Source organism: Actinomyces sp. oral taxon 181, from assembly GCF_018370895.1.
Classification (GTDB): Bacteria; Actinomycetota; Actinomycetes; order Actinomycetales; family Actinomycetaceae; genus Pauljensenia.
The window spans coordinates 1-24,889 of sequence record NZ_JAGYZL010000017.1; the positions used below are offsets into that span (position 1 = coordinate 1).

At 52.9% G+C, this 24,889-nt stretch carries 25 protein-coding genes and 1 pseudogene; 1 reads left to right on the forward strand and 25 read right to left on the reverse strand.

Translation table 11 applies throughout. The annotated features are described in order from the left end of the window. The 6 genes and pseudogenes from KHW85_RS07590 to glgA form a co-directional block, all read right to left on the reverse strand. Positions 1–354, reverse strand: a pseudogene (locus KHW85_RS07590) (bifunctional glutamine-synthetase adenylyltransferase/deadenyltransferase); the annotation flags it as partial. Beyond that, complete coding sequence (gene glnA / locus KHW85_RS07595) at positions 351–1,688, reverse strand: type I glutamate--ammonia ligase (RefSeq protein WP_291459440.1); 1,338 nt, start codon at positions 1,686–1,688, stop codon at positions 351–353. The gene glnA and the pseudogene KHW85_RS07590, both read right to left, overlap by 4 nt. Before the next feature lie 9 nt (positions 1,689–1,697). Then, positions 1,698–2,651, reverse strand: coding sequence for an SPFH domain-containing protein (locus KHW85_RS07600; protein WP_009409500.1), 954 nt, complete (start codon positions 2,649–2,651; stop codon positions 1,698–1,700). A 36-nt stretch (positions 2,652–2,687) separates the two neighbouring features. Further along, entirely contained in the window at positions 2,688–3,119 is a 432-nt protein-coding gene (locus KHW85_RS07605) for an NfeD family protein (RefSeq protein ID WP_291459441.1), read from the reverse strand. A 34-nt stretch (positions 3,120–3,153) separates the two neighbouring features. Further along, positions 3,154–3,942, reverse strand: coding sequence for an ATP-binding cassette domain-containing protein (locus tag KHW85_RS07610; protein WP_291459442.1), 789 nt, complete (start codon positions 3,940–3,942; stop codon positions 3,154–3,156). Positions 3,943–3,993: 51 nt separating this feature from the next. Continuing rightward, on the reverse strand, positions 3,994–5,205 hold the full coding sequence (gene glgA, locus KHW85_RS07615; RefSeq protein WP_291459443.1) for a glycogen synthase: 1,212 nt from the start codon (positions 5,203–5,205) through the stop codon (positions 3,994–3,996). A gap of 118 nt (positions 5,206–5,323) precedes the next feature. On the opposite strand from glgA, the gene KHW85_RS07620 reads away from it, so the two are divergent. Next, positions 5,324–6,562, forward strand: coding sequence for a glucose-1-phosphate adenylyltransferase (locus KHW85_RS07620; protein WP_291459444.1), 1,239 nt, complete (start codon positions 5,324–5,326; stop codon positions 6,560–6,562). 60 nt (positions 6,563–6,622) lie between these two features. On the opposite strand, the gene KHW85_RS07625 is transcribed toward KHW85_RS07620, so the two are convergent. The 19 genes from KHW85_RS07625 to KHW85_RS07715 all read right to left on the reverse strand — a co-directional run bounded on the left by KHW85_RS07625 (position 6,623) and on the right by KHW85_RS07715 (position 24,880). Continuing rightward, positions 6,623–7,138, reverse strand: coding sequence for an NUDIX domain-containing protein (locus KHW85_RS07625; protein ID WP_291459445.1), 516 nt, complete (start codon positions 7,136–7,138; stop codon positions 6,623–6,625). Continuing rightward, positions 7,135–8,403, reverse strand: coding sequence for a PrsW family intramembrane metalloprotease (locus KHW85_RS07630; RefSeq protein WP_291459446.1), 1,269 nt, complete (start codon positions 8,401–8,403; stop codon positions 7,135–7,137). Before KHW85_RS07630 ends, KHW85_RS07625 begins: the two co-directional genes overlap by 4 nt. Beyond that, positions 8,404–9,027, reverse strand: a complete 624-nt coding sequence (locus KHW85_RS07635) for a hypothetical protein (RefSeq protein WP_291459447.1) — start codon at positions 9,025–9,027, stop codon at positions 8,404–8,406. It abuts the gene before it with no gap. Beyond that, complete coding sequence (locus KHW85_RS07640) at positions 9,020–10,198, reverse strand: glycosyltransferase family 4 protein (RefSeq protein ID WP_291459448.1); 1,179 nt, start codon at positions 10,196–10,198, stop codon at positions 9,020–9,022. Before KHW85_RS07640 ends, KHW85_RS07635 begins: the two co-directional genes overlap by 8 nt. After that, on the reverse strand, positions 10,199–11,119 hold the full coding sequence (locus KHW85_RS07645; protein ID WP_291459449.1) for a lipid A biosynthesis lauroyl acyltransferase: 921 nt from the start codon (positions 11,117–11,119) through the stop codon (positions 10,199–10,201). Continuing rightward, positions 11,119–11,748, reverse strand: a complete 630-nt coding sequence (gene pgsA / locus KHW85_RS07650; RefSeq protein WP_178705254.1) for a phosphatidylinositol phosphate synthase — start codon at positions 11,746–11,748, stop codon at positions 11,119–11,121. The genes KHW85_RS07645 and pgsA overlap by 1 nt, the downstream gene beginning before the upstream one ends. Further along, the gene (locus KHW85_RS07655) at positions 11,748–12,311 is read right to left on the reverse strand and encodes an HIT domain-containing protein (RefSeq protein ID WP_178705251.1); all 564 of its coding nucleotides are present in this window, start codon (positions 12,309–12,311) and stop codon (positions 11,748–11,750) included. Before KHW85_RS07655 ends, pgsA begins: the two co-directional genes overlap by 1 nt. Positions 12,312–12,316: 5 nt before the next feature. Next, a complete protein-coding gene (gene thrS, locus KHW85_RS07660; protein ID WP_291459450.1) occupies positions 12,317–14,305 on the reverse strand; it encodes a threonine--tRNA ligase in 1,989 nt (662 codons plus the stop codon). A 134-nt stretch (positions 14,306–14,439) separates the two neighbouring features. Continuing rightward, positions 14,440–15,459 carry a GNAT family N-acetyltransferase gene (locus KHW85_RS07665; RefSeq protein WP_291459451.1) on the reverse strand — a complete coding sequence of 340 codons (1,020 nt, stop codon included), beginning with the start codon at positions 15,457–15,459 and terminating at the stop codon, positions 14,440–14,442. A gap of 13 nt (positions 15,460–15,472) precedes the next feature. After that, positions 15,473–16,723 (reverse strand): carboxylate--amine ligase, encoded by a 1,251-nt coding sequence (locus KHW85_RS07670; protein ID WP_291459452.1) that lies wholly within the window; start codon positions 16,721–16,723, stop codon positions 15,473–15,475. 74 nt (positions 16,724–16,797) lie between these two features. Further along, on the reverse strand, positions 16,798–17,280 hold the full coding sequence (locus KHW85_RS07675; protein ID WP_291459453.1) for a metal-sulfur cluster assembly factor: 483 nt from the start codon (positions 17,278–17,280) through the stop codon (positions 16,798–16,800). Continuing rightward, complete coding sequence (gene sufU / locus KHW85_RS07680) at positions 17,280–17,747, reverse strand: Fe-S cluster assembly sulfur transfer protein SufU (protein ID WP_178705237.1); 468 nt, start codon at positions 17,745–17,747, stop codon at positions 17,280–17,282. Before sufU ends, KHW85_RS07675 begins: the two co-directional genes overlap by 1 nt. Beyond that, positions 17,747–19,024: a SufS family cysteine desulfurase gene (locus KHW85_RS07685; protein ID WP_291459454.1), complete on the reverse strand. Its 1,278-nt coding sequence runs from the start codon at positions 19,022–19,024 to the stop codon at positions 17,747–17,749. The genes sufU and KHW85_RS07685 overlap by 1 nt, the downstream gene beginning before the upstream one ends. Before the next feature lie 9 nt (positions 19,025–19,033). Continuing rightward, complete coding sequence (sufC, locus tag KHW85_RS07690) at positions 19,034–19,786, reverse strand: Fe-S cluster assembly ATPase SufC (protein ID WP_009409518.1); 753 nt, start codon at positions 19,784–19,786, stop codon at positions 19,034–19,036. A 60-nt stretch (positions 19,787–19,846) separates the two neighbouring features. Next, on the reverse strand, positions 19,847–21,028 hold the full coding sequence (gene sufD / locus KHW85_RS07695) for a Fe-S cluster assembly protein SufD (RefSeq protein WP_291459455.1): 1,182 nt from the start codon (positions 21,026–21,028) through the stop codon (positions 19,847–19,849). Next, positions 21,028–22,473 (reverse strand): Fe-S cluster assembly protein SufB, encoded by a 1,446-nt coding sequence (gene sufB, locus KHW85_RS07700; protein ID WP_009409520.1) that lies wholly within the window; start codon positions 22,471–22,473, stop codon positions 21,028–21,030. Before sufB ends, sufD begins: the two co-directional genes overlap by 1 nt. A gap of 39 nt (positions 22,474–22,512) precedes the next feature. After that, positions 22,513–23,205 carry an HTH domain-containing protein gene (locus KHW85_RS07705; protein ID WP_291459456.1) on the reverse strand — a complete coding sequence of 231 codons (693 nt, stop codon included), beginning with the start codon at positions 23,203–23,205 and terminating at the stop codon, positions 22,513–22,515. A gap of 137 nt (positions 23,206–23,342) precedes the next feature. Then, a complete protein-coding gene (locus tag KHW85_RS07710; protein ID WP_291459457.1) occupies positions 23,343–23,960 on the reverse strand; it encodes an NUDIX hydrolase in 618 nt (205 codons plus the stop codon). A gap of 17 nt (positions 23,961–23,977) precedes the next feature. Continuing rightward, complete coding sequence (locus KHW85_RS07715) at positions 23,978–24,880, reverse strand: copper transporter (RefSeq protein ID WP_291459458.1); 903 nt, start codon at positions 24,878–24,880, stop codon at positions 23,978–23,980. Positions 24,881–24,889 lie beyond the last annotated feature (9 nt).

Below are 24,889 nucleotides of genomic sequence, written 5' to 3' on the forward strand. Positions count from 1 at the left end.
CCATCCCTTGGGTAGCAGTCGACAAGGTTCATCGGTCATACAGAGCTTTGTCGCACCGGGAGCATCTGGAAGAAAGAAATTCGGGTGCTGGAGAAGGTAGTCTCCCCACCACGATGAGAAACCAAGGATTACAGCAAGGCGCCTGGCACTAACAGCATCATTTTGTAGCAGGTTGATCAGCGAAGGACATTCATCGTGTGCTCTTGCGCAGAAAACCGCGAACTGTTCGATATCCGCACATTTTTCAAGTGAGTCAATATGCTCGATATCGCTCAGACCAGACGATTCAAAGAGTGCCCGAATACGTTCAGGTTGAGTCACACCATAACGGCGTAATTGACGATCAGAGATCATCCATTGACCTTGAGGAATTGACGCAGTTCTGCCGGAGTAATCTGCCGACGGTACTCGCGCCACTCATTTTCTTTTTCACGCAGAAGGTGCTCGAAAACCTGCTCGCCCAGCGCTTCGGCAACTAAATCCGATGAACGCATTGCGCGCAGGGCATCAGAAAGTGACGAGGGCAGCGGGTGGATGCCTAAAATCTGACGCTCTGTTTCGCTGAGTTGCCACACATTATCTTCTGCTTCTTCAGCGAGAGGCATTTTCTTTTCGATACCGTCAAGACCAGCGCTAATAAGCACAGCGAGCGCGAGATAGGGATTTGCTGCAGGATCAAGTCCCCTGTATTCGATGCGTGCGCTGCTCCTCTTCGAAGGCTTATAGACGGGAACGCGAACGAGCGCCGAACGATTATTGTGACCCCAACAAATATAGGAGGGCGCTTCTCCCCCGCCCCATAGACGCTTGTAGGAGTTCACATGCTGATTGGTAATCGCAGCAATCTCGCGCGCATGGTGAAGCAAACCGGCGATGAAATAGCGACCAATCTCAGAGAGCTGGTAGCGTCCAGAGGGATCGTAGAAGGCATTTTCATCCCCTTCAAATAGCGAAAGGTGGGTGTGCATTCCCGATCCTGGGCGATTAATGAAGGGCTTTGGCATGAAGGTGGCGAGCATTCCCTCAGCCAGCGCTACCTCTTCAATCAAGGTCCGGGCGGTCATGATGTTATCGGCCGCGTGAAGAGCATCGACCGCACGAAGATCAACTTCATTTTGGCCGGGTCCACCTTCATGGTGCGAGAACTCTACCTGAATCCCCGTCTCTTCTAAGGCACGCACGATCTTCCGGCGAAAATCGTTAGATAGCCCGCGAGTCACATGATCGAAATAGCCAGCTTGATCAACCGGTTCTAGATGATTGATATCGACCGGCTGACGAAGAAGGTAAAACTCAATCTCCGGGTGCGCGAAGACTGAGAAGCCCATCTCCGAGGCGCGCTGAACTGCACGCTCGAGCGCGCCTCGGGGATCGGCTGGTGATGGCAATCCGTCCGGGGTCAGAACATCGCAGAACATCCGCCCGTGAACATCAGTGCCATCTTTTGTATGCAAACGTTGGAAAGTACCAGCATCAGGACGCAAGAGCATATCGGATTCGTAGACACGAGTTAGACCTTCAATGGAAGATCCGTCAAAACCGATTCCCTCGCTAAAAGCCTCCTCGAGCTCTCCGGGATCGATTGAGACCGATTTGAGCACTCCAGCGACATCCGTAAACCACAAGCGGATTAGACGGATATCTTCCTGGGCAACACTACGAAGGACCTGTTCCTGTTGCTGTTTCATCTGCTTACCTTAGGAGCGACCAAAACCCTTGGAGATGGCATCCAGTGCACCGGTGAGATCCGAAGGAAGAACCCACAACTTTGAAGCCTGGCCATTAGCAATGCGAGGCAGCATCTCCAAGTACTTGTAGGACAGCAGTTCAGGAGTTGCATGTCCCTGATTGATCGCATTGAAGACGACAGAAATTGCTTCAGCTTCGCCCTCTGCGCGAAGGATCTGCGCTTGGCGTGCACCTTCTGCCTGAAGAATCAGCGCTTCCTTTTCACCACGTGCCTGAAGCACTTGGGCTTCCTGCTGTGCTGATGCTGCAAGAACGGCAGCCTGCTTCGCGCCTTCTGCCTTCTTAATTTGCGCCTCGCGCTCGGCTTCAGCGGTCAAGATCGTGGCGCGCTTCGTACGCTCAGCTGTAATTTGCTGCACCATTGCAGAGAGAACATTCGGTGGTGGTTCAATCGACTTGAGCTCGACGCGTGTCACGCGAATACCCCACGGACCAGTTGCTTCATCAAGCACACCACGAAGTTGCTTGTTAATAGATTCACGGCTGGTCTGAGTTTCTTCCAGATCCAAGGAACCGATGAGGTTACGAAGAGTAGTTGCAGTCAGCTGCTCGATCGCCTGCAGGAAGTTAGCGACTTCGTAGGTTGCACTACGAGGATCGGTAATCTGGAAATAGATGACCGAATCAATTTCAACCATTGCCTGGTCTGCAGTAATCACTGACTGCGAAGGGAAATTCACAACCTGTTCGCGCAGATCGATGCGTGCGGCAACGCGATCGACGAAGGGAACAAGCAGGTGAATACCACCGTGTAGAACGGAACGGAAACGACCAAGTCGTTCCACGACGTATGCTTCAGACTGCGGGACAATACGGACAGCGCGAGCGATAGCGATCATGACAAAAATCGCCAGCACAACACCGACTATCATCGCAATGCTCCCGATGGGATCTTCATTCATTAATCCCTCCCCTTTCTATGAGTAAACCGGATGAAATTAAGAGTGAAGCGGTTGAACAACTGCGGTGGCGCCGTCAATGGCGACAACAGTCACCTCGGTACCGACAGGAATCAGACCTTCAGCACTTCGTGCGCTCCACTCACCACCTGAAAACTGAATTCGACCGTCACGCTCGCCCACCAACTGTGTGACATAACCGGTCTTACCGATCAAGGCATCCGCATTGGTTCGAACATCTTCACCTGAGCGTTGAATGCGTCCTTTCATCAACGGGCGAAGCGCGAAGATCAAAAGAATTGAAACAACGACGAAAACGACGATCTGAGCTAGGGTTCCTCCGCCAAAGAGCGCAACAAGACCTGCCGCGATTGCAGCGATGGCAAACATCAGAAAAACGAAGGTAATAGTCAAAACCTCGATGATGCCGAAGACGAGCGCCCCAAGAAACCACATCCACCATGTAATCATTGGTTTTCACCTACTTCTGTGTACCGAAAATTAATCAACGGCGTAATCCACGGGCGAACCAACGGCCGTTTTCGTTTTCCACGCTAAGCGCCAGTTCGAAGGCATCCGAAAGCACCCGGCCATTCAGCACCTCATCAACTGTGCCGGCAGCGAAGATTTCTCCGTCCTTCATCACCGCTGCGTGGGTAACCCCCTGCGGAATTTCTTCAAGGTGATGCGTCACCAAAATAACCTGAGGGGCATTCTTTCCTGCGATGATCTCTTCCATGGCGGCAATGAGAAGCTCTCGCGCTCCAAGGTCCAGGCCTGCAGTTGGTTCATCAAGAATGAGTACTTCGGGATCCGACATCAAACCGCGTGCAAGAACAATCCTTTGGCGCTCACCCTCAGACAGGGTGTGGAAAGGACGTTCCTCGAGGTGATCAACACTGAAGAGACCGAGCAAGTCACGGGCACGCCGTGTATCGACATCTTCATAAGTCTCTGCAAAGGGTGCAGAGACTCCCCACGCTGCTGAGCGCACCACATCAATCACACGCGTACTTGCACGTAGTCGTTGGGTGGTCGACAACGATACTAACGAACAGCGTGATGCAAGTTCTTGGGGCTGGAGATCATTGATCGGATTACCGTCAAAACGAGCAGTTCCGCTTGTCGGTTGAACTTTTCCACTCACCACCCGAACAAGAGAAGTCTTTCCTGCACCATTTGCACCCAGAACTACCCACTGCTCGCCGCGATGGGTATTCCACGTAATGTTGGTTAAAATCTGCGTCTCGCCACGCGTTAAAGCAACGTCATCGAGCTCAATTACCGTATTCATTGTCTTAGTATCCCGCAGCTCACATTAGGTGTCCTCTTCAAAGCCATCAACTCAGTGAACGAGCTTCTGATAAAGCGCCACAGTCTTATCACCGATCGCATCCCACGAGAAATAATCACGTGCGCGGCGCAAACCTGCTTGCCCCATTCGTTGAGCCTTCTCAGGCAAGGACAGCACCTCGATCAAACGATCAGCCATATCGCGTTCAAATTGCTCGGGATTCAGCGGGGTCCCGGTGCCATCATGAAGCTGCTTGATCGGCACAAGATAACCTGTTTCACCATCAACAATGACATCTGGAATACCGCCCGTTGCTGTTCCAACAACAGGTAGACCAATGGCCATAGCCTCCAAATTAACGATGCCAAGAGGCTCGTAGATCGAAGGCGTAATGAAGACAGTAGCGGCATCTAAGAGGGCAATAAGATCTACGCGAGGGAGCATTTCGGAGATCAAAACGACACCATTGCGACTATCGCGCAGCTCGGCCACTAGTCCTTCAACTTCGGCGGCAATCTGCGGAGTATCTGGCGCACCAGCGCAGAGGATTACTTGGACATCCTCGGGAAGACGACGTGCAGCGCGCAGGAAGTACGGCAGTCCCTTCTGGCGAGTAATTCGCCCAACAAAGATTACTGAAGGCCTGTTGGGATCTACGCCCCAGTGATCAAGGACCTTCACCTGATGTTCTTTCTCAACATCGGTTGTTGGAATATGCCATTGAGACAGATCAATTCCGTTATGGATAACATGAACACGGTCGGGATCCACGGCGGGATAGGCGCGCAAAATGTCCTCGCGCATTCCGTGTGAAACCGCAACAATACCTGCCGCGGCCTCGTAGGCAGAACGCTCAACGAAAGAGGAAACGCGGTACCCGCCGCCGAGCTGCTCAGCCTTCCACGGGCGCAGTGGCTCCAGCGAATGAGCCGTCACGACGTGGGGAATATCGTTCATCAAGGACGATAGGTGCCCGGCAAAATTGGCATACCACGTATGTGAGTGCACGAGATCGGCGCCAAGTGTATCGGCCGCAATAGCAATATCAACGCCAAGTGTGCGTAGCGCTGGGTTGGCATGTGCCAGCTCCGGGAGATCCGAATATCCAATGACATCTCCCGCACCTTCGCGGGGACCGTCAAAAGCGTGAATACGAAGCTCATCGATTCGAGAGCGAAGAACCTTAGCTAATTCAGTAACATGAACTCCCGCGCCTCCGTAAATATGTGGCGGGTATTCTCTGGTCAACAAGTCAACGCGCATGTGAGCTCCTTCGACGCATGGGTGCTTCTAGCTTAGCCGAAATTTCTCTCTCAATATGCTCTTCACCACGTTCTAAAATCTGCAACCAAAATGAGCAATTTACGCATACTCTAGAGCCATGGCTAAAAATCATGTTCTAGCGATCGTTCTAGCCGGGGGCGAAGGTAAAAGGCTGATGCCTCTCACCATGGATCGGGCAAAGCCGGCCGTTCCCTTCGGTGGTCATTACCGACTCATTGATTTCTCACTATCGAATATGGTCAATTCTGGCTATATGAAGATCGTTGTGCTGACTCAGTACAAATCGCATTCACTGGATAGGCACGTAACCCGTACGTGGTACACCTCTCCCCTGCTTGGCAATTTCATTGCCCCAGTTCCCGCCCAACAGCGTCGTGGGCCACACTGGTACTTGGGAAGCGCGGATGCTATCTACCAGTCACTCAACATCGTTGATGACGAAAATCCCGACTATATTGTCATCACTGGTGCTGACAATATTTACCGTATGGACTTCTCACAGATGGTCCAACACCACATTGATTCTGGGCTTCCCGCAACCGTCGCAGGAATTCGTCAGCCCATCGAAGTAGCATCTGCCCTCGGGGTAATCGAAGGCAAGGATGGCCACGTCGATAGGTTCGTTGAAAAGCCTCAGAATCCAGTTGGCCTCGAGGATGATCCCACCCAGGTTCTAGCCTCAATGGGCAACTACGTCTTCACAACTCAGGATCTGATTGCCGCGCTTCGGGAAGATGCTGAGGACCTCCTGTCGAAACACGATATGGGCGGGAATATTATTCCGTGGTTCGTTGAGCGTGGTATGTGTGGCTACTACGACTTCAAGGACAACGACGTTCCCGGTTCAACGGATCGAGATCGCGATTACTGGCGTGACGTCGGTACCTTGGACGCCTACTATGAGGCAAATATGGACCTCATTAGTGTTCATCCGGTCTTTAACCTCTACAACAGGGATTGGCCCACGATGACGCTTTTGGATGGCTCATTGCCTCCTGCAAAGTTCGTTTATGGAGACGAGCATTCGCGTATGGGACACGCAGTGGACTCCTTCGTTTCGCCCGGGGTGATTATTTCGGGTGGCGAGGTTTACCACTCCATCGTTTCTCCAAATTCCTATGTCCATTCATGGGCGCAAGTCACTGACTCAGTGATCATGCACGGTGTGCGTGTCGGCCGTTCTTCGCAGGTCGTGAAGACAATTCTGGATAAGAACGTCGTCGTTGAAGAAGGCGCGATCGTCGGTGTCGATTTGGAACACGATCTCGAACGTGGCTTCACAGTCACGGAATCAGGCATCACCGTCGTCCCCAAGGGAACAATAGTGACCCGTTAGTTCGCGAGAACTTAGAGTGAGCCCCCTGCGGTGATGATCCACGCAGGGGGCTCACTCTAGTTACTCAATGACTTTTACAGCTCCATCCCATCCGACAAGACATTGCCGAATAAGATCACACAGTGAGCGTGGGTATACCTCATGATTCTCGGCATATTTCTCGAGTTCATGAAGATCCCACCAACGGTATTCATCGATCACTTGTTGTTCTTCCGGGGTCCAATGAGAATCGCTGAGAGGCTGGGCTTGAACGCGTGCCCAAAAAATTTCTTCATCTTGGCGAGCAACCAGACTCTTAAAGTCAAATATTGCCTGTCGACGAGCGATCGGCCCAATGAGTTCCTTCTGCCTAAGTTCTATACCGGTCTCTTCGAAGACCTCTCGTAGGGCAGTTTCTTGGCTTGTTTCCCCGTCCTCAACTCCCCCACCAACGGTGAACCACCATGAGCGCGTGGGATTATCAGCATCGTGTCCTCGTACAAGAAGAACGCGATCTCGTTCGTCGATGAGGATTACCCGCGCTGCGTTTCGATGTGGGAAGCCTTCCTCATCACGAGGCCACTGCAAAACGCTCACGCGCCCACCCGACGTGCCGCTTGCGAAAGTTCCGTCAATGAGAGGAACTTCTTGCGCGCTTCAACCGCTTTCGTAAGGAGTTCACGATCGTAAGCATCACGTGCGGGATCTTCGCGCTGTCTTAAAGGACGTGCATACTCGTCAAGACCAATGGCTGCAAGAGAATTCAAGAAGAAATTCATTGCTTTACGTGCCTCTGAACCTGCGCTAGCAGCCCACTTGACGGCATTTCGACGCTGCGCACGGTCGGTAACCATTTGAAGCTCAACAGGAAGTACCCACCCTTGAACGACATAAGGACTTAACCCCTGCTGGATATGTTTTGCTTCACGTGAAGATTGCGTAATCAGATAGATGAACCAACACGTAAAAATCGGAACCTCAATGGTGATGTATGAATGGAACCAACCGCCGATACCATTATTGCTCGCAAGAAAATTCCATAGACCATGAAAGAACACCGCGGTTAGGTAACCAAGCGCGACTCGAATAGTGCTCCACAGTGCACCGTAGCGACGAATCAAAACAAGTGCAATGGCCATTCCCGTAAAAGAGGTTGCCATCGGATGGACGAATGGCGAAAGGATGCCTCGGGTAAATACCGTCGTTGTCAGCATAAATGCACCGGAGGAGCTGGTTCTCAGGAAGTACTGAATATTCTCAATGAAGGCAAACCCGGCACCAACAATGCCTCCGCAGATCAGACCATCAAGTCGCGAATTAATGGAATTCCGGCGTGCAAGGACGAAGATGATGACACCAATGCCCTTGAAGAATTCTTCAGCAACCGGTGCAACAAAAACAGCCACGATGACCGCCGCAGAATCTTGATCACCGAGTGTCCGGGCAATATCCAGATTTAAGGTGCTATTGACGACCAACGAAGAAAGCGTTGCGACGCCTGCTCCCCAAATGAAGCAAATGAAATTAGATTTCCAGCCCTCACGTTCCCATCGATCAAGGTAACTCAGCACTCCGAGGACAATGACAAGCGGAATTAGCGCCAAGATCGTCATGACCGCAGCGGAGACAACACCACCCGTACGTACGTACGTCACCATGAGAACAATGACACCGATGGTTCCCAAAATTGTGAAGATAATTTCAAGGAAAGGCAGCGAGCGAACACGTTGAGGAATCCGCCATGTCGGAGCTTGTGCGGGTGTTGAGTCTTCAGGACCGAATAGTTCAGCTTCGGTCGTTCTGATCTTCTTCAGCCGATAGTCCTCACCGGGACCTCCCCAACGCGGGTGTGTTTCACTCATTTAATAGCCGTATCCGTCTTCAATCGTGTCGTCATCAAAATCAATTGTCTGAGCCATTGGCGCATGTCCTGCAAGATGTGCAATCCGTACCCAGCTTCTCTCACGAATCTTATGCGTCTGAGTAACGTAAAGGTTATGCATCGATCGCGCTAATTGGACCTTATAGGAGGCCTGGTCAAGTTCGCGTAGTTCGCGAGACCAATAATCATCGACTTCAATCTCTTTGCGGAGCTTGACGTTAAGTGCGCTTCGAAGAAGTCTTGAAAGTTGCGACTGAATCTCAAAAAATTCGATGACCTTCTCACGTGTTTGGGCATCGCGGATACTTGCTTCGCTTGTTCGTCGGTCTAGCCCATCGGCAACAAGAGGAATCATCTGCCGGCGTGCTCTTGTCGAGGCCTCCCGGATTGCTTGAGATTCCTCAGAGGTAAACCCCGGATAGTCAGCGATCCTCTCGCTATAACGTGCTCGTTCATCAAGAAGTAGTACCAGCGAATCTCTCGTCGTTAAAATCCGCCAATGAAGACGGTCAAGTCGTGTTGCAAGAATTGCTGATTGACGCACAACAAACGCCAGTGCGACCAAAACAAGAGCCGAGAGAACAAGGGTCAACGTATTACTCATCGTCGTCGGCCTCGTTCCTGCCACGAATAAGATCAAGAGCCGTCGGCGCCGATGGCTGCGCTTGTGCAGATGCTAAGACGGTCTGATACAAGGCTAAGACTTGGTCGGTGACCGTATCCCATCCATAACGAGAACTTGCCACTTCTCCTCGGCGCGCAAGCATTGCACGTTCTTCAGAATCACGAAGAAGTCTGACTAGTTGACGAGCCAGATCCTCACTATTTCCGGTCTCAAATAGCGCACCCACTTCTCCTTGTTCAAGGACTGCCCTAAAAGCCTCGAGATCAGAGGCTAGTACTGCACAACCGGCTGCCATCGCCTCGACAAGAACAATTCCGAAGGATTCCCCACCGGTTTGGGGAGCAACATAAACACTCGCTCCCTTCAGTAACGAAGCCTTATCTTCATCGCTCACGCCACCAAGAAATTCGACTGAGTCCCCAAAACGCTCCAATTGTGAGCGGTATTCATGTGCGTTTCCGCGTCCAGCAATAAGAAAGCGGGCACCTGGGACTTCTGCAAGAACTGATTCGATCGCTGCAGAGAAGATGGGCAATCCCTTTCGGGGTTCATCAAGACGGCCAAGGAAAACAACGACCGGGCGCTGTGGAGTTGCTTCCCATTCGGCTTTAATCTGGGCCTGCTCGAAGAAATGGGTATCAACCCCATTGGGGATAATCACCGCATCTCCACCATGATGTTCAACGAGCGTCCGGCGTGCTTCCGCTGAAACAGCAATACGAGCAGAAAGCTTTTCCAATAGCGGGTCAAGTGCAGAGGAGGAAACGGAACGAGAAAAGGAATAATCCAATGCTGCATGGAAAGTTCCAACAACCGGAATCTCGGCTGCACGCAACGCCAACATTGAAATAGAGGGTACTTCTGGTTCGTGGACATGAAGAAGATCAAAGTTGCCTTCATCGATCCAACGTTTCGTTCGCATGTTAGCCAAGGGGGTAAAGGAGAGACGGGCGACTGAACCGTTAAAAGGAACAGCGACCGATGAACCCACGGCGGTTATCCACTCGGGCAGATCATCAGTATTTTTTGCTGGAGTAAGGACACTTACCTCGTGTCCACGCTTCATAAGCTCCAGCGCAAAATCACGGATGTGGAACTGAACGCCGCCGGGCACATCCCAGGAGTAGGGGTTAACGATACCGACTCTCACCTATTCTCCTTTCTGTGCCGCACGCTTACGCGCCCGAGCCAAGCGCTCCGGATCTAAATCCTCAACAAAAACTGCTTGCATCATATGCCACTCACGAATCCGACGTTGAAGAATCGGAAGAAGCGCAGTCACCCATTTCTGGGTGAGCTCAGGTACATCACTGTCCTCGACCTGTGGGTCGTAGAGATTCTCAGTAACTTCCAGACGCACAAATTCTGGGCTGCCAGAACCATCAACATCTGATACAACCCCAGCTATGAGCGGGGCGTTGAGCGCTCGTGCAAGTGCTGCTGGCCCCGCGGCAACCAAAGCAGACTTGGTACCGAACTCAACCTCAATACCGGTTCCGGAAATATCGCGGTCAGCAAGAAGAGGGATCACAAGGTTTTTCCTGCCCTTTGCCTGCTCAAGCAAGGAGTGAAAAACACTATCTCCCGGCGAAACGCCGATAATCTCCATCCCGACGTCCGTGCGCAGTTTCACGAAGGCATCGAAAAGCTCAGGAGGATTCAATCTCTCGGCAACAGTGAGTACGGAAATACCCTGTGCGCACACAGCCGCACCTACACGATCGAAGGTTCCCGCATGCGGTAAAGCCAAAACAACTGGACCTTCGCCGGCAAGACGAAGGAATTCGTATGCCTGGCTGAGATCAACACGTGCACGAAGCTTTTCACCAACGCTGCCACCAAAACTCAACTGCTCAACATAAGCATTGATATGCGAGCGCACGGCATCTCGAAGCTCGCGTCGTGAAATCTTGCGTCCAAGAACACGCTCGTGGTTGGCTCGCATTCTGCGCACGCTGGAACCATTGAGTAGACACATGAGATCGGCTCCACGTCTGCCGAGCCATGTGACCAAGGAGAAAGGTAGTCGAGGAACTACTCGGAAAGCCCATACCAAGGCACGTCCTGACATTAGGACTCCTGGGATGAAGGAAGATGCGTTGCTGTGAAATGCACACGTTGAACAACAGTAACGATCGATGCAAAAGCAACCCAACACAAACTTGCTGCGAGGAACACAGCCGGTGCGCCCCACCCGTATAGTGCAGCTCCCAACAAAGCAATGATGAGACGGTCAGTCCGCTCGGCAATACCGACCTTTGCGATAACCCCAATTGATTCAGCACGTGCACGCGCATAGGGCACGGTAGCTGCACCAACGATCGCAATAAGGCCTGCAACGATCGTAACAGTCCTCGATAGTGAGCTTTCCATGCTGAAAATTGCGAAGGCAGTCAATGAACCGAAGACCGCTCCATCGCCCAACCTGTCCATTGTTGAATCTAAAAAGGCTCCAAATGGCGACGATGTCCCACTCATTCGCGCGAGAACACCATCAATCGAATCGCAGAAAAGAACGACAGCGAGAGCTAGGGCTCCTTGCCAAAGGTAGCCAAAAGGCAAGGTCGTGACAGCAACTGCGATTGTCACAACGGTTCCGGAAATAGTGACCATATTGGGAGTAATGTGCGCTGCTACGAGCACTCTCGCGACAGGAGTAAAAATAGCTTTCGTTATCGAGCGTCCGTGGTTTCCAAGCACTATTCCTCCGATGATATGGGCCATGCTGCGGCTAGCCGAGCACGCGCATCCTCAAGTAGTTCAGGCACTGCCTTGGTACGGGCAATGATTGGGAAGAAGTTTGCGTCTCCAGCCCACCGAGGAACAACATGCTGATGAAGGTGGGCAGCGATCCCCGCGCCTGCAACATCACCTTGGTTCATACCCAAATTAAATCCAGCGGGATTCGCCGTCGCACGCTCCACACGCATTGCAGTGGCAGTCAAACGACCGAGTTCAATACGTTCTTCGTCAGTCAGATCCGTGTAGTCAGAGACATGGCGGTAGGGACAGACCAACAAATGCCCGGAGTTATACGGAAAGAGATTCATCAGAACGAAACAGCTGACACCGCGATGAACGATGAGCCCCTCTTTATCTGTGCGCGATGGCGCAACACAAAAAGGACACTCTTCCGACGAGGAATCGGCGGGCTTGTGATCGCCATTAATATAGGCCATTCGGTACGGCGTCCATAAACGATCGAAACCGTCGGGAACGCCAGCGAATTCCCGGGAATCCTCGGTCGGAAGAGTGCTACTCATTGCTATCAGTCCTCAGCGCTGGGATCAGCGTTATTGCGGGACGCGATGTGGTGAGCAATACGCTCAACCGCCTCGTCAAGGGGAACACCATTGAGTTGGGATCCATCGCGGAAACGGAATGACACTGCCTGCGCTTCTTGGTCTTCCCCACCTGCAATCAAGGTGAAAGGAACCTTTTGCTTTGCAGCATTGCGAATCTTCTTACCAAAGCGATCATCGGAATGATCAACTTCGACGCGAATCCCACGTTCACGCAAACGCTGCGCAACCGTATCAACGTACTCATCGAAGGCCTCGGCAACGGGGACAAGGCGCACCTGCACGGGCGAGAGCCACGCGGGGAAAGCACCGGCATAATGCTCAGTCAAAACACCGATGAAGCGTTCAATCGAACCGAACTTCGCCGAGTGAATCATCACCGGCTCGCGGTGGCTTCCATCGGGAGCCGTGTACTCCAGTCCGAAACGGTGCGGCTGGTTGAAGTCGTATTGAATCGTCGACATCTGCCAGGTACGACCGATTGCATCCTTGGCCTGAATCGAAATCTTAGGACCGTAGAATGCGGCACCGCCCGGATCGGGAACGGTCTGAAGACCGGTCTCTTCGGCGCAGCGACGCAGAATTTCAGTCGCTTCTTCCCACTGTTCATCCGTACCGATGAACTTATCCTTCTTCTTTCCATCGGTATCACGGGTGGAAAGCTCCAGATAGAAATCGCTCAATCCAAAATCTCGCAGAAGCTTCAAAATGAAGTTCAAAAGATGCTTAATCTCATCTGCTGCCTGTTCCGGCATCACATAGGAGTGCGAATCATCCTGAGTGATGGAGCGAACGCGAGTGAGTCCCTGAAGAACACCGGACTTCTCATTTCGATACACAGTACCGAATTCGAAGAGGCGCAGCGGAAGCTCGCGGTATGAACGGCCTCGGCTCCTGAAGATCAGGTTGTGCATGGGGCAGTTCATTGCCTTGAGGTAGTACAGCTGGCCGTCATCATCCATCGGAGGGAACATGCCATCCGCGTAGTACGGAAGGTGTCCCGAAGTGTGGAAGAGCTCTTCCTTCGAAATGTGCGGGGTACCCACGTAGAGGAAGCCGTTCTCGATATGGGCCTCACGGACGTAGTCCTCCATAACGCGCTTGAGCACGCCACCCTTGGGATGGAAGATCGGCAACCCCGCGCCCAGCTCTTCTGGGAAAGAGAAGAGATCAAGTTCGGCGCCAAGGCGACGGTGGTCGCGTCGTTCCGCTTCCTTCAATCGTTCTTGGTAAGCAACAAGGTCGTCTTTCGAGGCCCAGGCAGTGCCGTAAATTCGCTGCAGTTGATCGTTAGCCTGGTCGCCGCGCCAGTAAGCGGATGAAGACTTGGTCAACGCAAATCCGTTACCAATGAGTTTTGTCGAAGGCAGGTGGGGGCCACGGCAGAGGTCTTTCCAAGCAGTGGTTCCATCACGGCGGACATTGTCGTAAATGGTAAGTTCCGCACCGCCAACCTCAACGGAGGCATCCTGCGCTCCTCCACCCTTGGTGCTAATCAGCTCAAGCTTGAAGGGCTGATCAGCAAGTTCTTCGCGTGCTTCTTCTTCAGTGACAACACGGCGACGGAAAGTCTGGCCTTCCTTGACAATGCGCTTCATGCGTTTGTCAATATCACGCATGAGCTCAGGAGTGACGGAATCAATATTCCCGAAGTCATAGTAGAAGCCGTCAGTGATGAAGGGGCCAATTCCCAAATTCACATCGGGGAAGATTTCTTGGACTGCCTGCGCCATAACGTGAGTGCAGGAGTGACGCAGGATCTCAAGGCCTGCTGGGGAATTCAGAGTAATCGCTTCAACAGTTGCACCGGCAGGAATTTCGCGGGAAAGATCCCATGCGTTCCCATCAACCGTCATTGCGACGACATCACTGCGGGATTCGTAGTACTGCGTTCCGGTGCAGCCTTCTTCGATTTCAACCGCAACACCATCAATAGTTGCGTTAATAACAGGCACGAGCTGTGCTCCTTCGGGTTCTGGCGTCTTGCGCCATCTCTACCCACTGACTGCACGCATACGATGGCGTGTCAAACGCTCTTTCGAGAATCAGCAGGCTTGGACCCTTCTATCGTAGCCGTCTCGCCCCAATGTCACGAACGAAGAGCACGCTTAATTGAGAGTAGATTTCGTAGACCCGCATACAGACGCGGACGCAAAGGTAGATCCCATGCTCCCGGGACGTCCGTATAGCCCTGCGCAAAACTCAACTTGTATTTCCCGACTGTAAATAGTTCGGGAACCCGAGGTGAGTGAATTCCCATCAGGTCAATACCGCCATTAATGTCAAGCTCAGGTCCCAAGATGATGGCGCACTGAACATCAAGCTCAGGCATCGCTCCCAATTTACGCGCCTTCGCAGTCGTTGCACCGTAATAGCATTCAGCTTGGCGGTCATTGATAAGGATCAAATTCCACGCGACCACTTCCCCATCGACTCGGAGCACGAAGAGGCGTGAATGCTCAGGGCCGAGGATTTTCAACATAGTTGAGTAGACCTGGGCGGGGTGAGGACTGAAACCATCGCGCTCGGCGGTCTCTTTGAGCACCTCGTAGTACTCAGTGAAATCTTCCGCAGCCTGATCATGCTCGTCAGCGATCGTTGTCTGGACCTCAGCCAAGGCCTTACGCGAACGCCGAAGCTGACGGCGACCTTCCTTCGTCATATCCCCAAGGATCTTTTCCTCATCACCACCATAGGAGCGAATGATGACGGTGCGGTCATAGGTAATAATCTGCATGACATCGCGAAGATCAGTGTCATTAAAGATCGCATTCAGGCGAATAAAAACGATCGATGAGTCTTTCTGACGAACGTAACGCCCAAGCGCATCGCGGAAAGCACGTTCGCGGCTCGGTGTAGCCTCTTTGAGCCACACCGGTCCATGTTTCGCCCAAAGGTAGCGCGCCCCTCGCATTGAGTACTCGTAGAGCGCGACAAGAGCAATACGCTTGCCATTCTCTGAATACTCAAAACGTCCCCAGAGCTTGCGCCCCTCAACCGCCTCGTACTGTTCCCAAATTGCGGACTGTTCAATGGGCAGAGGAGTCACTCCGGCAGCGCCAATACGCATTTCCTCGGCAGTGATCTCACGAAGCTGTGTATCTGTCATAAGAAAAGTCCCCTTAGAATGAACGATCGTTCGCTTGAGGGTAGTACCTATGGAACTTTCGGTAGTGATTGAGCTTTTGCAGGTGGAGTGTCAGGAAGCGACGCAGGTCCGAATCAGCTGAGTAGAAGAGCGGATCGAAACGCTTCCCCCCTCGAATCAAACTACGCACTCGCTGAGCAAGTTCGGGCTCTCGAATGTATCGCAAGAGCAATCGATCGGGAACCATCGAATAGAGGATTTCCTCGTTTACTTCTTCAGGGCTATGTTCTTCGCCGCGAACAAGATCATCAACCATTGGAATCATGGGGTTATGTCCCGCCGCGGTCATGTACCAAGAGTTCCGACCGATTCGCGGATTCACTTCAAAGAAGAGCGCGCGACCATCACGTGGATCAATCTTCACATCGAAGTTAGCGAAGCCACGATAGTTTGCTGCCTCAAGAATGCGTCGTGCATCCTCCCACAACTGAGGAAACGCCTCGGTAATCATTGCAACGGGATTACCAATCATGGTTGGCGCATGGTCTTCCAAGAGAACGCGTGCGGAACCAATCAAGGTCATATGCCCGTGAGAGTCAACATAGGCGGTCACTGAACGCATCTGCGTGTTATCTCCAGGAATCAGTTCCTGAACAATAAAGTCACCACGGAAGCCAACACCTCCCAAAAGATCCCAGAGGTCGTTCAGTTCCTCTTGGCTCTCGACAAACCAGATCTTACGTTTTCCTTCAAATTCCAAAGCATCATAATCATTACCGCGCGCAGGTTTTGCCACCACGGGGAAAGCAAACGGAATTTCGGGACGAACAGGAGCCTCGGAAGAAAAATTACGGAAAGAGACCACACGCGTCGCCGGCGTAGGCACTCCCAGCTCATCACAAAGCTGAGCAAAGGCGCCCTTATCCGTCACGCGATCAATAACGTCCATTGAGGGAAATGGGAGTGCGTAATGTTGACTCAGAGAATCCCAATGACGTGCAACAAATTCAGAATGAAGGTCATGATTAGCAACAAGGACCAGAGTACGGTCCGCATATGTATCAGCGAGTTTGCCAAGCGTTGCCAGAAGTTCCTCATCGGAAGCATGCGCAACGATCGGCTCAACCCGACAAAAGGCAGAACGCGAGATCGCAACAGTCGGCGCGTGAGACAGCACGATCGAGGTCACACCATAGGCCTCGTGGAAAGAACGCGCAAGAGCATAAACTCCAAAATCTCCGCCCAAAAGTACAGGCTGCACAACAGGAGCATCGGCCAGGGTCATTGCTTCTCTTTCCTCTGTAACAGGTGAACCCCTCCAGCATAGCGGAAGGGGTTCACGGACACGTCACTACTCGCTCAGACGTTAAAACCAATCGCACGGAGCTGTTCGCGGCCGTCAGTTGTAATTCGATCAGGACCCCAAGCAGGCATCCAGACCCAATTGATCAAGACATCATCCGAGAGCGATGCCAGTACCATCTGAGCCTGGCGCTCGATGATGTCAGTCAGAGGGCATGCCGCTGAGGTCAAGGTCATGTCAATGACGATTGAATCATCCGTCGCAACCTTGACACCGTAAACCAAACCAAGGTCAACAATATTGATGCCTAGTTCGGGATCGATGACATCCTTGAGTGCCTCAAGTACATCAAGGCCGGCGATGCTTCCGCCCTCAATGATGTCAGTTCCTTCGACATTAAATACATGCGCCGAGGCCGCATCGGGAGCAGAAACAGAACCCTGCTCGGACGTGGCAGAGCTTGCAACTGCAGAAGGCGCAGGGGCGAAGCGCTGCTCGACAGCATCAGTTTGTGCCATCGGGTTGGAAGAGGTATCCATTACTCGTTTTCTCCTGCAATATCGGTTCCGAGCTGCGCGAGAGCATCGCGCAATGCATACCATCCAAGGAGTGCGCACTTCACACGATTCGGGAACTGTGACGTCCCCTCCAATGCAGCGGCATCACCAAGGATGTCGAGGGTATCGTCATCCACGCCCAGTCCGCGTGAATGCATCATTTTCTCCATGGCCGCATAGAGTTCACGGACATGCTCCAAATCAGCTCCGCTCACCATGTCAGAGAGCATCGATAGGGATGCTTGCGAAATCGAGCAGCCATCACCATCCCATGTCAGTGCTTCGATCTGACCTGAGTCAGACAGAGTCACACCCAGTGTTGTCTCGTCTCCGCAAGTCGGATTCACCTGATGCGATGAGGCTGCAAGACTTGAGGGATCACCAGTCCCGTGGCGCTCACGCGCATGATCAAGAATCACCTGCTGATACATCTGTTCAAGGCTTGACATCATTTGCCTCCGAAGTAGGAACGAACCTGTCCTAAGGCATCGATGAAACGATCAATCTCTTCACGGGTTGTTGTCGGACCAACTGATGCTCGCGTCGAGGAACGGACTCCAAAGAAGTGATGCAATGGAATGGCACAATGATGGCCGACTCGCACCGCGATGTCCTGCGAATCCAAGACTTGTCCAACATCATGCGGATGGACGCCCTCAACGGCAAATGCAACGACACCGATCCGTTCTTTATCCGCTCCCGGTCCCAGCACGCGAACACCGTCAATTCCAGAGATGCCTTCAAGCATGTAGGAAGTCAGAATGCGTTCGTGCTCAGCAATGCGTGCCATGCCGATGCCACTGAGGTATTGAAGAGCAGCACTCCAGCCAACGATCTGAGCAATCGGCTGGCTACCGGCTTCAAAACGCTCGGGGGCCGGCATAAAGGTCGAGGATTCCATGGTGACATCCTCGATCATCGAACCACCGGTCAGAACGGGCGGCATCTGTGAAAGAAGCTCGGCTCTCCCCCACAGCGCTCCGATACCGGTTGGGCCCAACATCTTATGCGAGGAGAAGACTGCAAAATCAACTCCGAGTTCCCTGACGTCGACCGGCATGTGCGCACTGGACTGACAGGTATCAAGAAGCACAAGAGCACCGCATTGACGAGCACGCGAAACAATCGACTCAACAGGAGAAACCGCACCGGTCACATTCGACACATGTGTAAAGGCTACCAAACGCGTGTGGTCATCAATTACCCCAAGAGTCTCACAATCAATTCGGCCATCTTCATGAAGGTCGAGCCAGCGAAGCTCCGTCCCGGTTGCTGCACAGAGCTGCTGCCATGGAACTAGATTTGCATGATGCTCTGCTCGGGTAATAACAATGTTATCTCCCGCCGAAAGCTTGACAGTTGAGGGCTTTGCAGCACTGTCCTGCGATACGTTTCGCATTGCCAGTGCAACTAAATTAATTGCCTCTGTCGCGTTCTTTGTCCAAACGATCTCATTGGCACGACCACCAATAAAATCAGCCAGAATCGAGCGTCCTTCTTCGAAGGCAGCAGTCGACTCGTCACCCAGCAGATGCGTCCCACGATGTACTGCGCCATTGCTGGTGCGGTAGAAATTACTGATCGCATCGATGACCTGCACAGGCTTTTGCGAAGTCGCGCTGAAATCGAGATAGGCAATGGGGTTGCCACCGCGGCCGACCCTCCCAAGGATGGGAAAGTCGGCGCGCAGTCGCGAGAGCTCTTGAAGCGAAAAGTCTTCAGTCACCGAGAAAGCTCACTTCTCCAGGTAGGAATCGTAGCCATTCTCTTCCAGCTCATCAGCAAGTTCAGGACCACCCTGAGCTGCAACCTGGCCGTTGACAAAAACATGAACATGGCTGGGCTTGATATAGCGCAGAATACGCGTGTAGTGCGTAATGAGCATAACTCCGCAGCCGGTATTGCCGTGGACGCGATTAACGCCTTCAGAAACAATGCGGAGCGCATCGACATCCAAGCCGGAGTCGGTCTCGTCAAGGATCGCGAAGGACGGCTTGAGGAGCTCCATCTGGAGAATCTCAAGGCGCTTCTTTTCACCACCGGAGAAGCCAACATTAACGTCACGTTCTGCGAAGGAAGGATCCATCCGCAGATTCTCCATAGCCTGGTTCACGTCCTTCACCCACTGACGAATCTGGGGTGCGTGACCGTCAACCGCAGTCTTTGCTGTACGCAGGAAGTTCGAAACCGAAACACCGGCAACTTCAACCGGGTACTGCATTGCCAAGAAAAGGCCAGCTTTCGCGCGCTCATCAACGCTCATGTCCAGAATCGAAGCATCATCGAGGTAAGCCTCGCCACTGGTAATTTCATAGGCGGGGTGTCCTGCAAGAGCGTAGGCAAGAGTTGACTTGCCCGAGCCGTTGGGGCCCATAATTGCGTGAATCTCACCGGAGTTAATGGTCAGGTTCACGCCCTTCAGAATTTCCTTCGGTCCTTCAGCGGTCTCAACGGATGCGTGAAGGTCTTTAATAGTCAAAGTCGACATTTTTTCTCCTCTTCGGCGCTAGACGCCGCACTGTAGTTGTCGTCCTACTGTCGTGTAGCCTCAGGCGCCAAGAGCGGCGCGTTCCAGTTCCTTTTCAATTGCGTTCATCAGGTGTTCTTGAACCTGCGGAACGCCGATTTGTTCAATAAGTTCGGCGAAGAATCCACGAACGACCAAACGACGTGCATCAGCTTCGTCGATGCCGCGGCTCATCAGGTAGAAGAGCTGTTCATCATCAAAGCGTCCGGTTGCGGATGCATGTCCAGCACCGACGATTTCACCGTTCTCGATTTCGAGGTTAGGAACGGAGTCGGCCTTCGCTCCTTCACTCAGCACAAGGTTACGGTTGAGCTCGTAGGTATCGGTTCCATCGGCAGCTTCACGGATCAGGCAGTCCCCAATCCACACTGAGTGTGCGTCCTTCCCTTGAAGTGCACCCTTGTATGTCACGCGGGAGTAGCAATTGGGCTGCGAGTGGTCAACGAACACTCGGTGCTCAAGGTGCTGACCAGAGTCAACGAAGTACAGGCCGAGCATGGTCAATTCGCCGCCGGGACCGCGATAGTCAGTATCAGAGCAGATACGTACGAGGTCACCACCAAGGCTCACCACAATGTGACGAACCTTAGCGTCACGACCAATCGCAATGCGGTGATTCGACGCGTGTACGTAGGTGTCGTCCCATTCCTGAATTGAGACGATTGTCAGATCCGAGGCGTCACCCGCCTCAATCTCAACGGTCTGGTTCAGCGCACCTTCGCCGCCGCCTCGGTGATTAATAACAACGGTTGCGGCAGATTGGCTTCCAACACTGACAAGCAGGTGCTGAACACGGGCATGCTCGTCACCGTCAATATCAATCATGACGGGGTCAGTGACCTCGGTACGTGGAGGAACAGTGACGATTTGTGCCCGGGTGAAAGCATTCCACGCAACAACCGACGTGCGGTCGCCAGGAGCGAGAACAGTTCCCAGACGCGAATCATCGCGCCCGACCTCTTCAACAGTCACTTCAGCAGGTGCGTTCACCTGCAAGCCCAGGGGCTGTGACTCAAAGAAGCCCGGATCAAAGAGTTTCTCAATTCGACGAAGCGGAGTAAAACGCCAATCTTCTTCGCGCCCATGAGGCGCAGGAATCTCTTCAAGAGAGAAAGAAGTGGGACGATCGCCTCGGGATGAATGTGCTACGGGTGCTCCCGCTCCGTGAGAATGCGGACGGGCAGCGGTCTCTTGGGTCGTCATCAGCCAACAGATCCTTCCATCTGCAACTCAATGAGTCGGTTCAATTCAAGGGCATATTCCATGGGGAGTTCCTTAGCGATCGGCTCGACAAAGCCTCGGACGATTGTCGCCATCGCCTCGTTCTCATCCAGACCACGGCTCATCAAATAGAAAAGCTGATCGGCGGAAACCTTAGAAACAGTAGCTTCGTGTCCCATTTCGACGTCATCGGTACGGACATCGACGTAGGGATAGGTATCAGTACGCGATACCTTGTCCACAAGAAGCGCGTCACAGAGCACGTTGGACTTCGAGTGACGGGCACGTGCATTGATCTGAACAAGACCGCGGTAGGACGTGCGGCCACCACCACGAGACACCGACTTCGACACGATCGAAGAAGAAGTGTGGGGTGCCATGTGAACCATCTTTGCACCGGTGTCCTGCTGCTGTCCCGGGCCAGCGAAACCAATGGAGAGAGTTTCACCGCGAGCATGCTCACCCATGAGGAAGCACGCAGGGTACTTCATCGTGATGGCAGCACCCATATTGCCGTCAACCCATTCCATTGTGCCGCCCTCATCGACCATTGCACGTTGAGTCACAAGGTTCAGCACGTTTGTCGACCAGTTCTGCACGGTGGTGTAACGAACACGCGCATCCTTCTTCACAAAGATCTCAATGACACCGGAGTGCAGAGAGTTCTCATCGTAAATAGGAGCGGTACAGCCTTCAACGTAGTGAACGTAGGAACCTTCATCAGCAATAATCAGGGTACGCTCAAACTGTCCCATTGCCTGGGTGTTGATACGGAAATAGGCCTGAAGAGGAATGTTCACGTGTACGCCCGGCGGGACGTAAACGAAGGAACCACCAGACCATGCTGCGGTATTCAGAGCAGAAAACTTGTTGTCTCCAGCCGGAACGCATTTACCGAAGTACTCTTCGAAAATCTCCGGATGCTCGCGCAAACCAGTGTCGGTGTCAGTGAAGATCACACCCTGCTTCTCCAAGTCATCTTGGATCTGCTGGTAGACGACCTCGGATTCATACTGAGCAGCAACGCCAGAAACCAGGCGGTTCTTCTCAGCCTCGGGAATACCCAGACGATCGTAGGTATCACGAATTTCTTCGGGAAGGTCTTCCCAGTCATTCACCTGACGATCAGTCGGGCGCACATAGTACTTAAAGGCATCGAAATCGACACCCGAAAGATCAGGACCCCACGTCGGCATTGGCTTACGCTCGAATAATTCAAGCGCCTTCAAACGCCGTTCGCGCATCCACTGCGGTTCGTCCTTTACATCAGAGATAAAACGGACAACCGACTCGTTAATACCAAGGGGGACATCTTTCGAATAGTCATCGTTATCGTGCCACCCGTACTCATATGCGCCGATGGAGCTGATAATCTCATCGTCACTCATCTGAGTAGTTGCGTCGGTGACCGGTGGTGACTGGGTCATATTTTTCCTCGTCAATTCGGTTATTTTAGTAATGCGCTGCTACTTGCGAAGAGCAGCTCGCGCGGCGGGAGAGATGACAGGTGCAGAAACCGGAATATTGGTTGTGCACACGTGTTCCCCACCCGCAAGTGTTGCAAGTCGTTGAACGTGAACATTGAGCAGTCGCGAAAACGCAGCAGTCTCGGCTTCACACAGCTGTGGGAAGTCCCCTGCAACCTGCCTAATTGGGCAATGCCCCTGACAGAGCTGGACAGCATAGCCACCGCGACCAATATCGCGAACCGTTGCTGCATAGCCATCTGCAGTAAGCGCATCTGCGAGAGCTTGTGCACGCAGCCTCGGGTCACTACCCGCCTCACGGACCGTAGCCGTATAACGCCTTTCGATTTCTCGAGAGCGAGCTGCAGCAAAAGAATCAATCGCTTCTCCCCCACCAACTTGCCCAAGGTAGCCAAGGGCTTTCGAGGCGAGGTCTGAGTAACTTTCAGCGAGTTTTTCGTGCGCCCGAGCAGTGGCAACATAGTGTCGCGCGGGACGTCCGCGCCCGCGTCGTCCAACCTGTCCCGGTTCGTGCTCGGCAATTTCGTTATCGGAAAGCAAGATGGTGAGATGACGACGCACCGCGGCGGTCGTCAGTCCGAGAATGCGCGCAATTGTCGAGGCGGTTACCGGCCCCTTCTCAACAACAAGGTCACGTACCTGCTGCCGGGTGCGCGCATCACTGCTCTCCACGCTGCCCTCCAAGCGAATTACATTCACGACTGTTCAATCTCATGAAAAGCATACGCTCTTTATGAAACATTTTCGTTGCGAAATACTGCTCGATTAGCGCGACTCGCATCACAAGTCTTAGGTCCAAGGTCCTTCAGTCAGCGTAGCCATTCAGATGAGAGGCTACGAAGCTTCCAACCGCGACGACGCGCCGCATCTGTTGCAAGAACAGCAGACACAGTTGACGCATTATGCAGGCGCCCATCAAGTGCCGCGGTTACGGCATCATCAAGCCTCACCCACTGGTATTCAAAATCAGCTTCTTCATCCTCGCGGTCAAAAGTTTGACCTGTCGACTCCAGGCCTCGTGCAAGGAAGATTCGAATTGATTCAGACGAACACCCCGGAGAATTGAAGATATCGAGAAGAACGTCCCAGTGTTGCGCTGTCAAATCAGCTTCTTCAGCCAATTCTCTCTGAGCTCCAATCAGCGGGTCTTCACCCGGAATATCAAGGAGCCCGGCGGGCACTTCCCACAGTTTTGCGCGGACCGGATGACGATACTGACGTTCCAGAAGAATTTCCTCATTACCCTCGTCACCGCGCAGCGCAACGATAACCACTGCACCAGGATGCGCCATGTATTCACGAACAATGGGTTGTTCAGAGTGGGTAAGAGTCAGCTCATCACGTTGGATGTCAAAGACTTTTCCTTTGAAAACGGTCTGAGACGACACTAAGCGAACAGGGACATGCTCATCTTGAAATTCAGTCACGACTCTATTGTCTCTCACTAAGCAGGAGGGAAAACTGAGGTCGCGCCGCTACCGACACCGAAGGAACGGGCACTCGCGTGGGCATCCTTAAGGGCCAAGACTGCAGAAATTGTCCCCTGTGTCGTTCCAACCTGATCGACGGTCGTTGCCGCAACGTTTGCATTGCGTAGGGCACTAATGGTGGAACGGTCACTTGACGCATCGCCAAAAATTACGCCACCAACCGGCGCATTGCCAATCATCTTCGCCAAGCCTTCCCATGATGCTTGCGAAGCCAAAGGAGCGGCGGCCGAGGTCTCATTCGCAGACATCGCGTTTGCTCTGGGACCAATGACGATGATTGCCTGAGCGCCACCCTGAGGATCTTTGGAAATCTTCATAACGGGGGTGTCTCCACCCGTAAGGATTTGCTTAACAAGATCAGGCTCGGATCCAGATTGAGTCAATGAAGACACGATTGCCTGAGCAATCACTGCCTCAGCGCCTGCATCTGCTGGCAAACCACTCAAGTGCGAAGCAAGAGGCGTCGACAAGGTACTACGGAAAGTCGCAGAATCAGCGCTCAGCCACGTATTCGTTAGCTCTGCCTCGCCCGAAACTTGCGCGCCAGCCTGTCCGAGGGTTTGACGCATTGAGTCAACATCCGCAGCATCTGTCCCCGGCACGGTCACTAGCGCAACCGAAACCCCGTTGAGAGAACCATTGAGTCGACTCTGTGCGAGTTCAGAAACAGCACGCGCTTCGATCTTGCCGTTGTTCTGCGCCTGGGCAAGTGCCTCGTTTGACGAGGCCGTGGTGGTCTTTGATGCCAAGCCTGAAGAAATTCGCGACTGAAGCGGTCCCGCACCGAGGACAACGCCTAAGCACAGCGCAACAAACACCGCGGTCAAAGAAACAATGTGATAGCGAAAATTCACCATGAGATATCT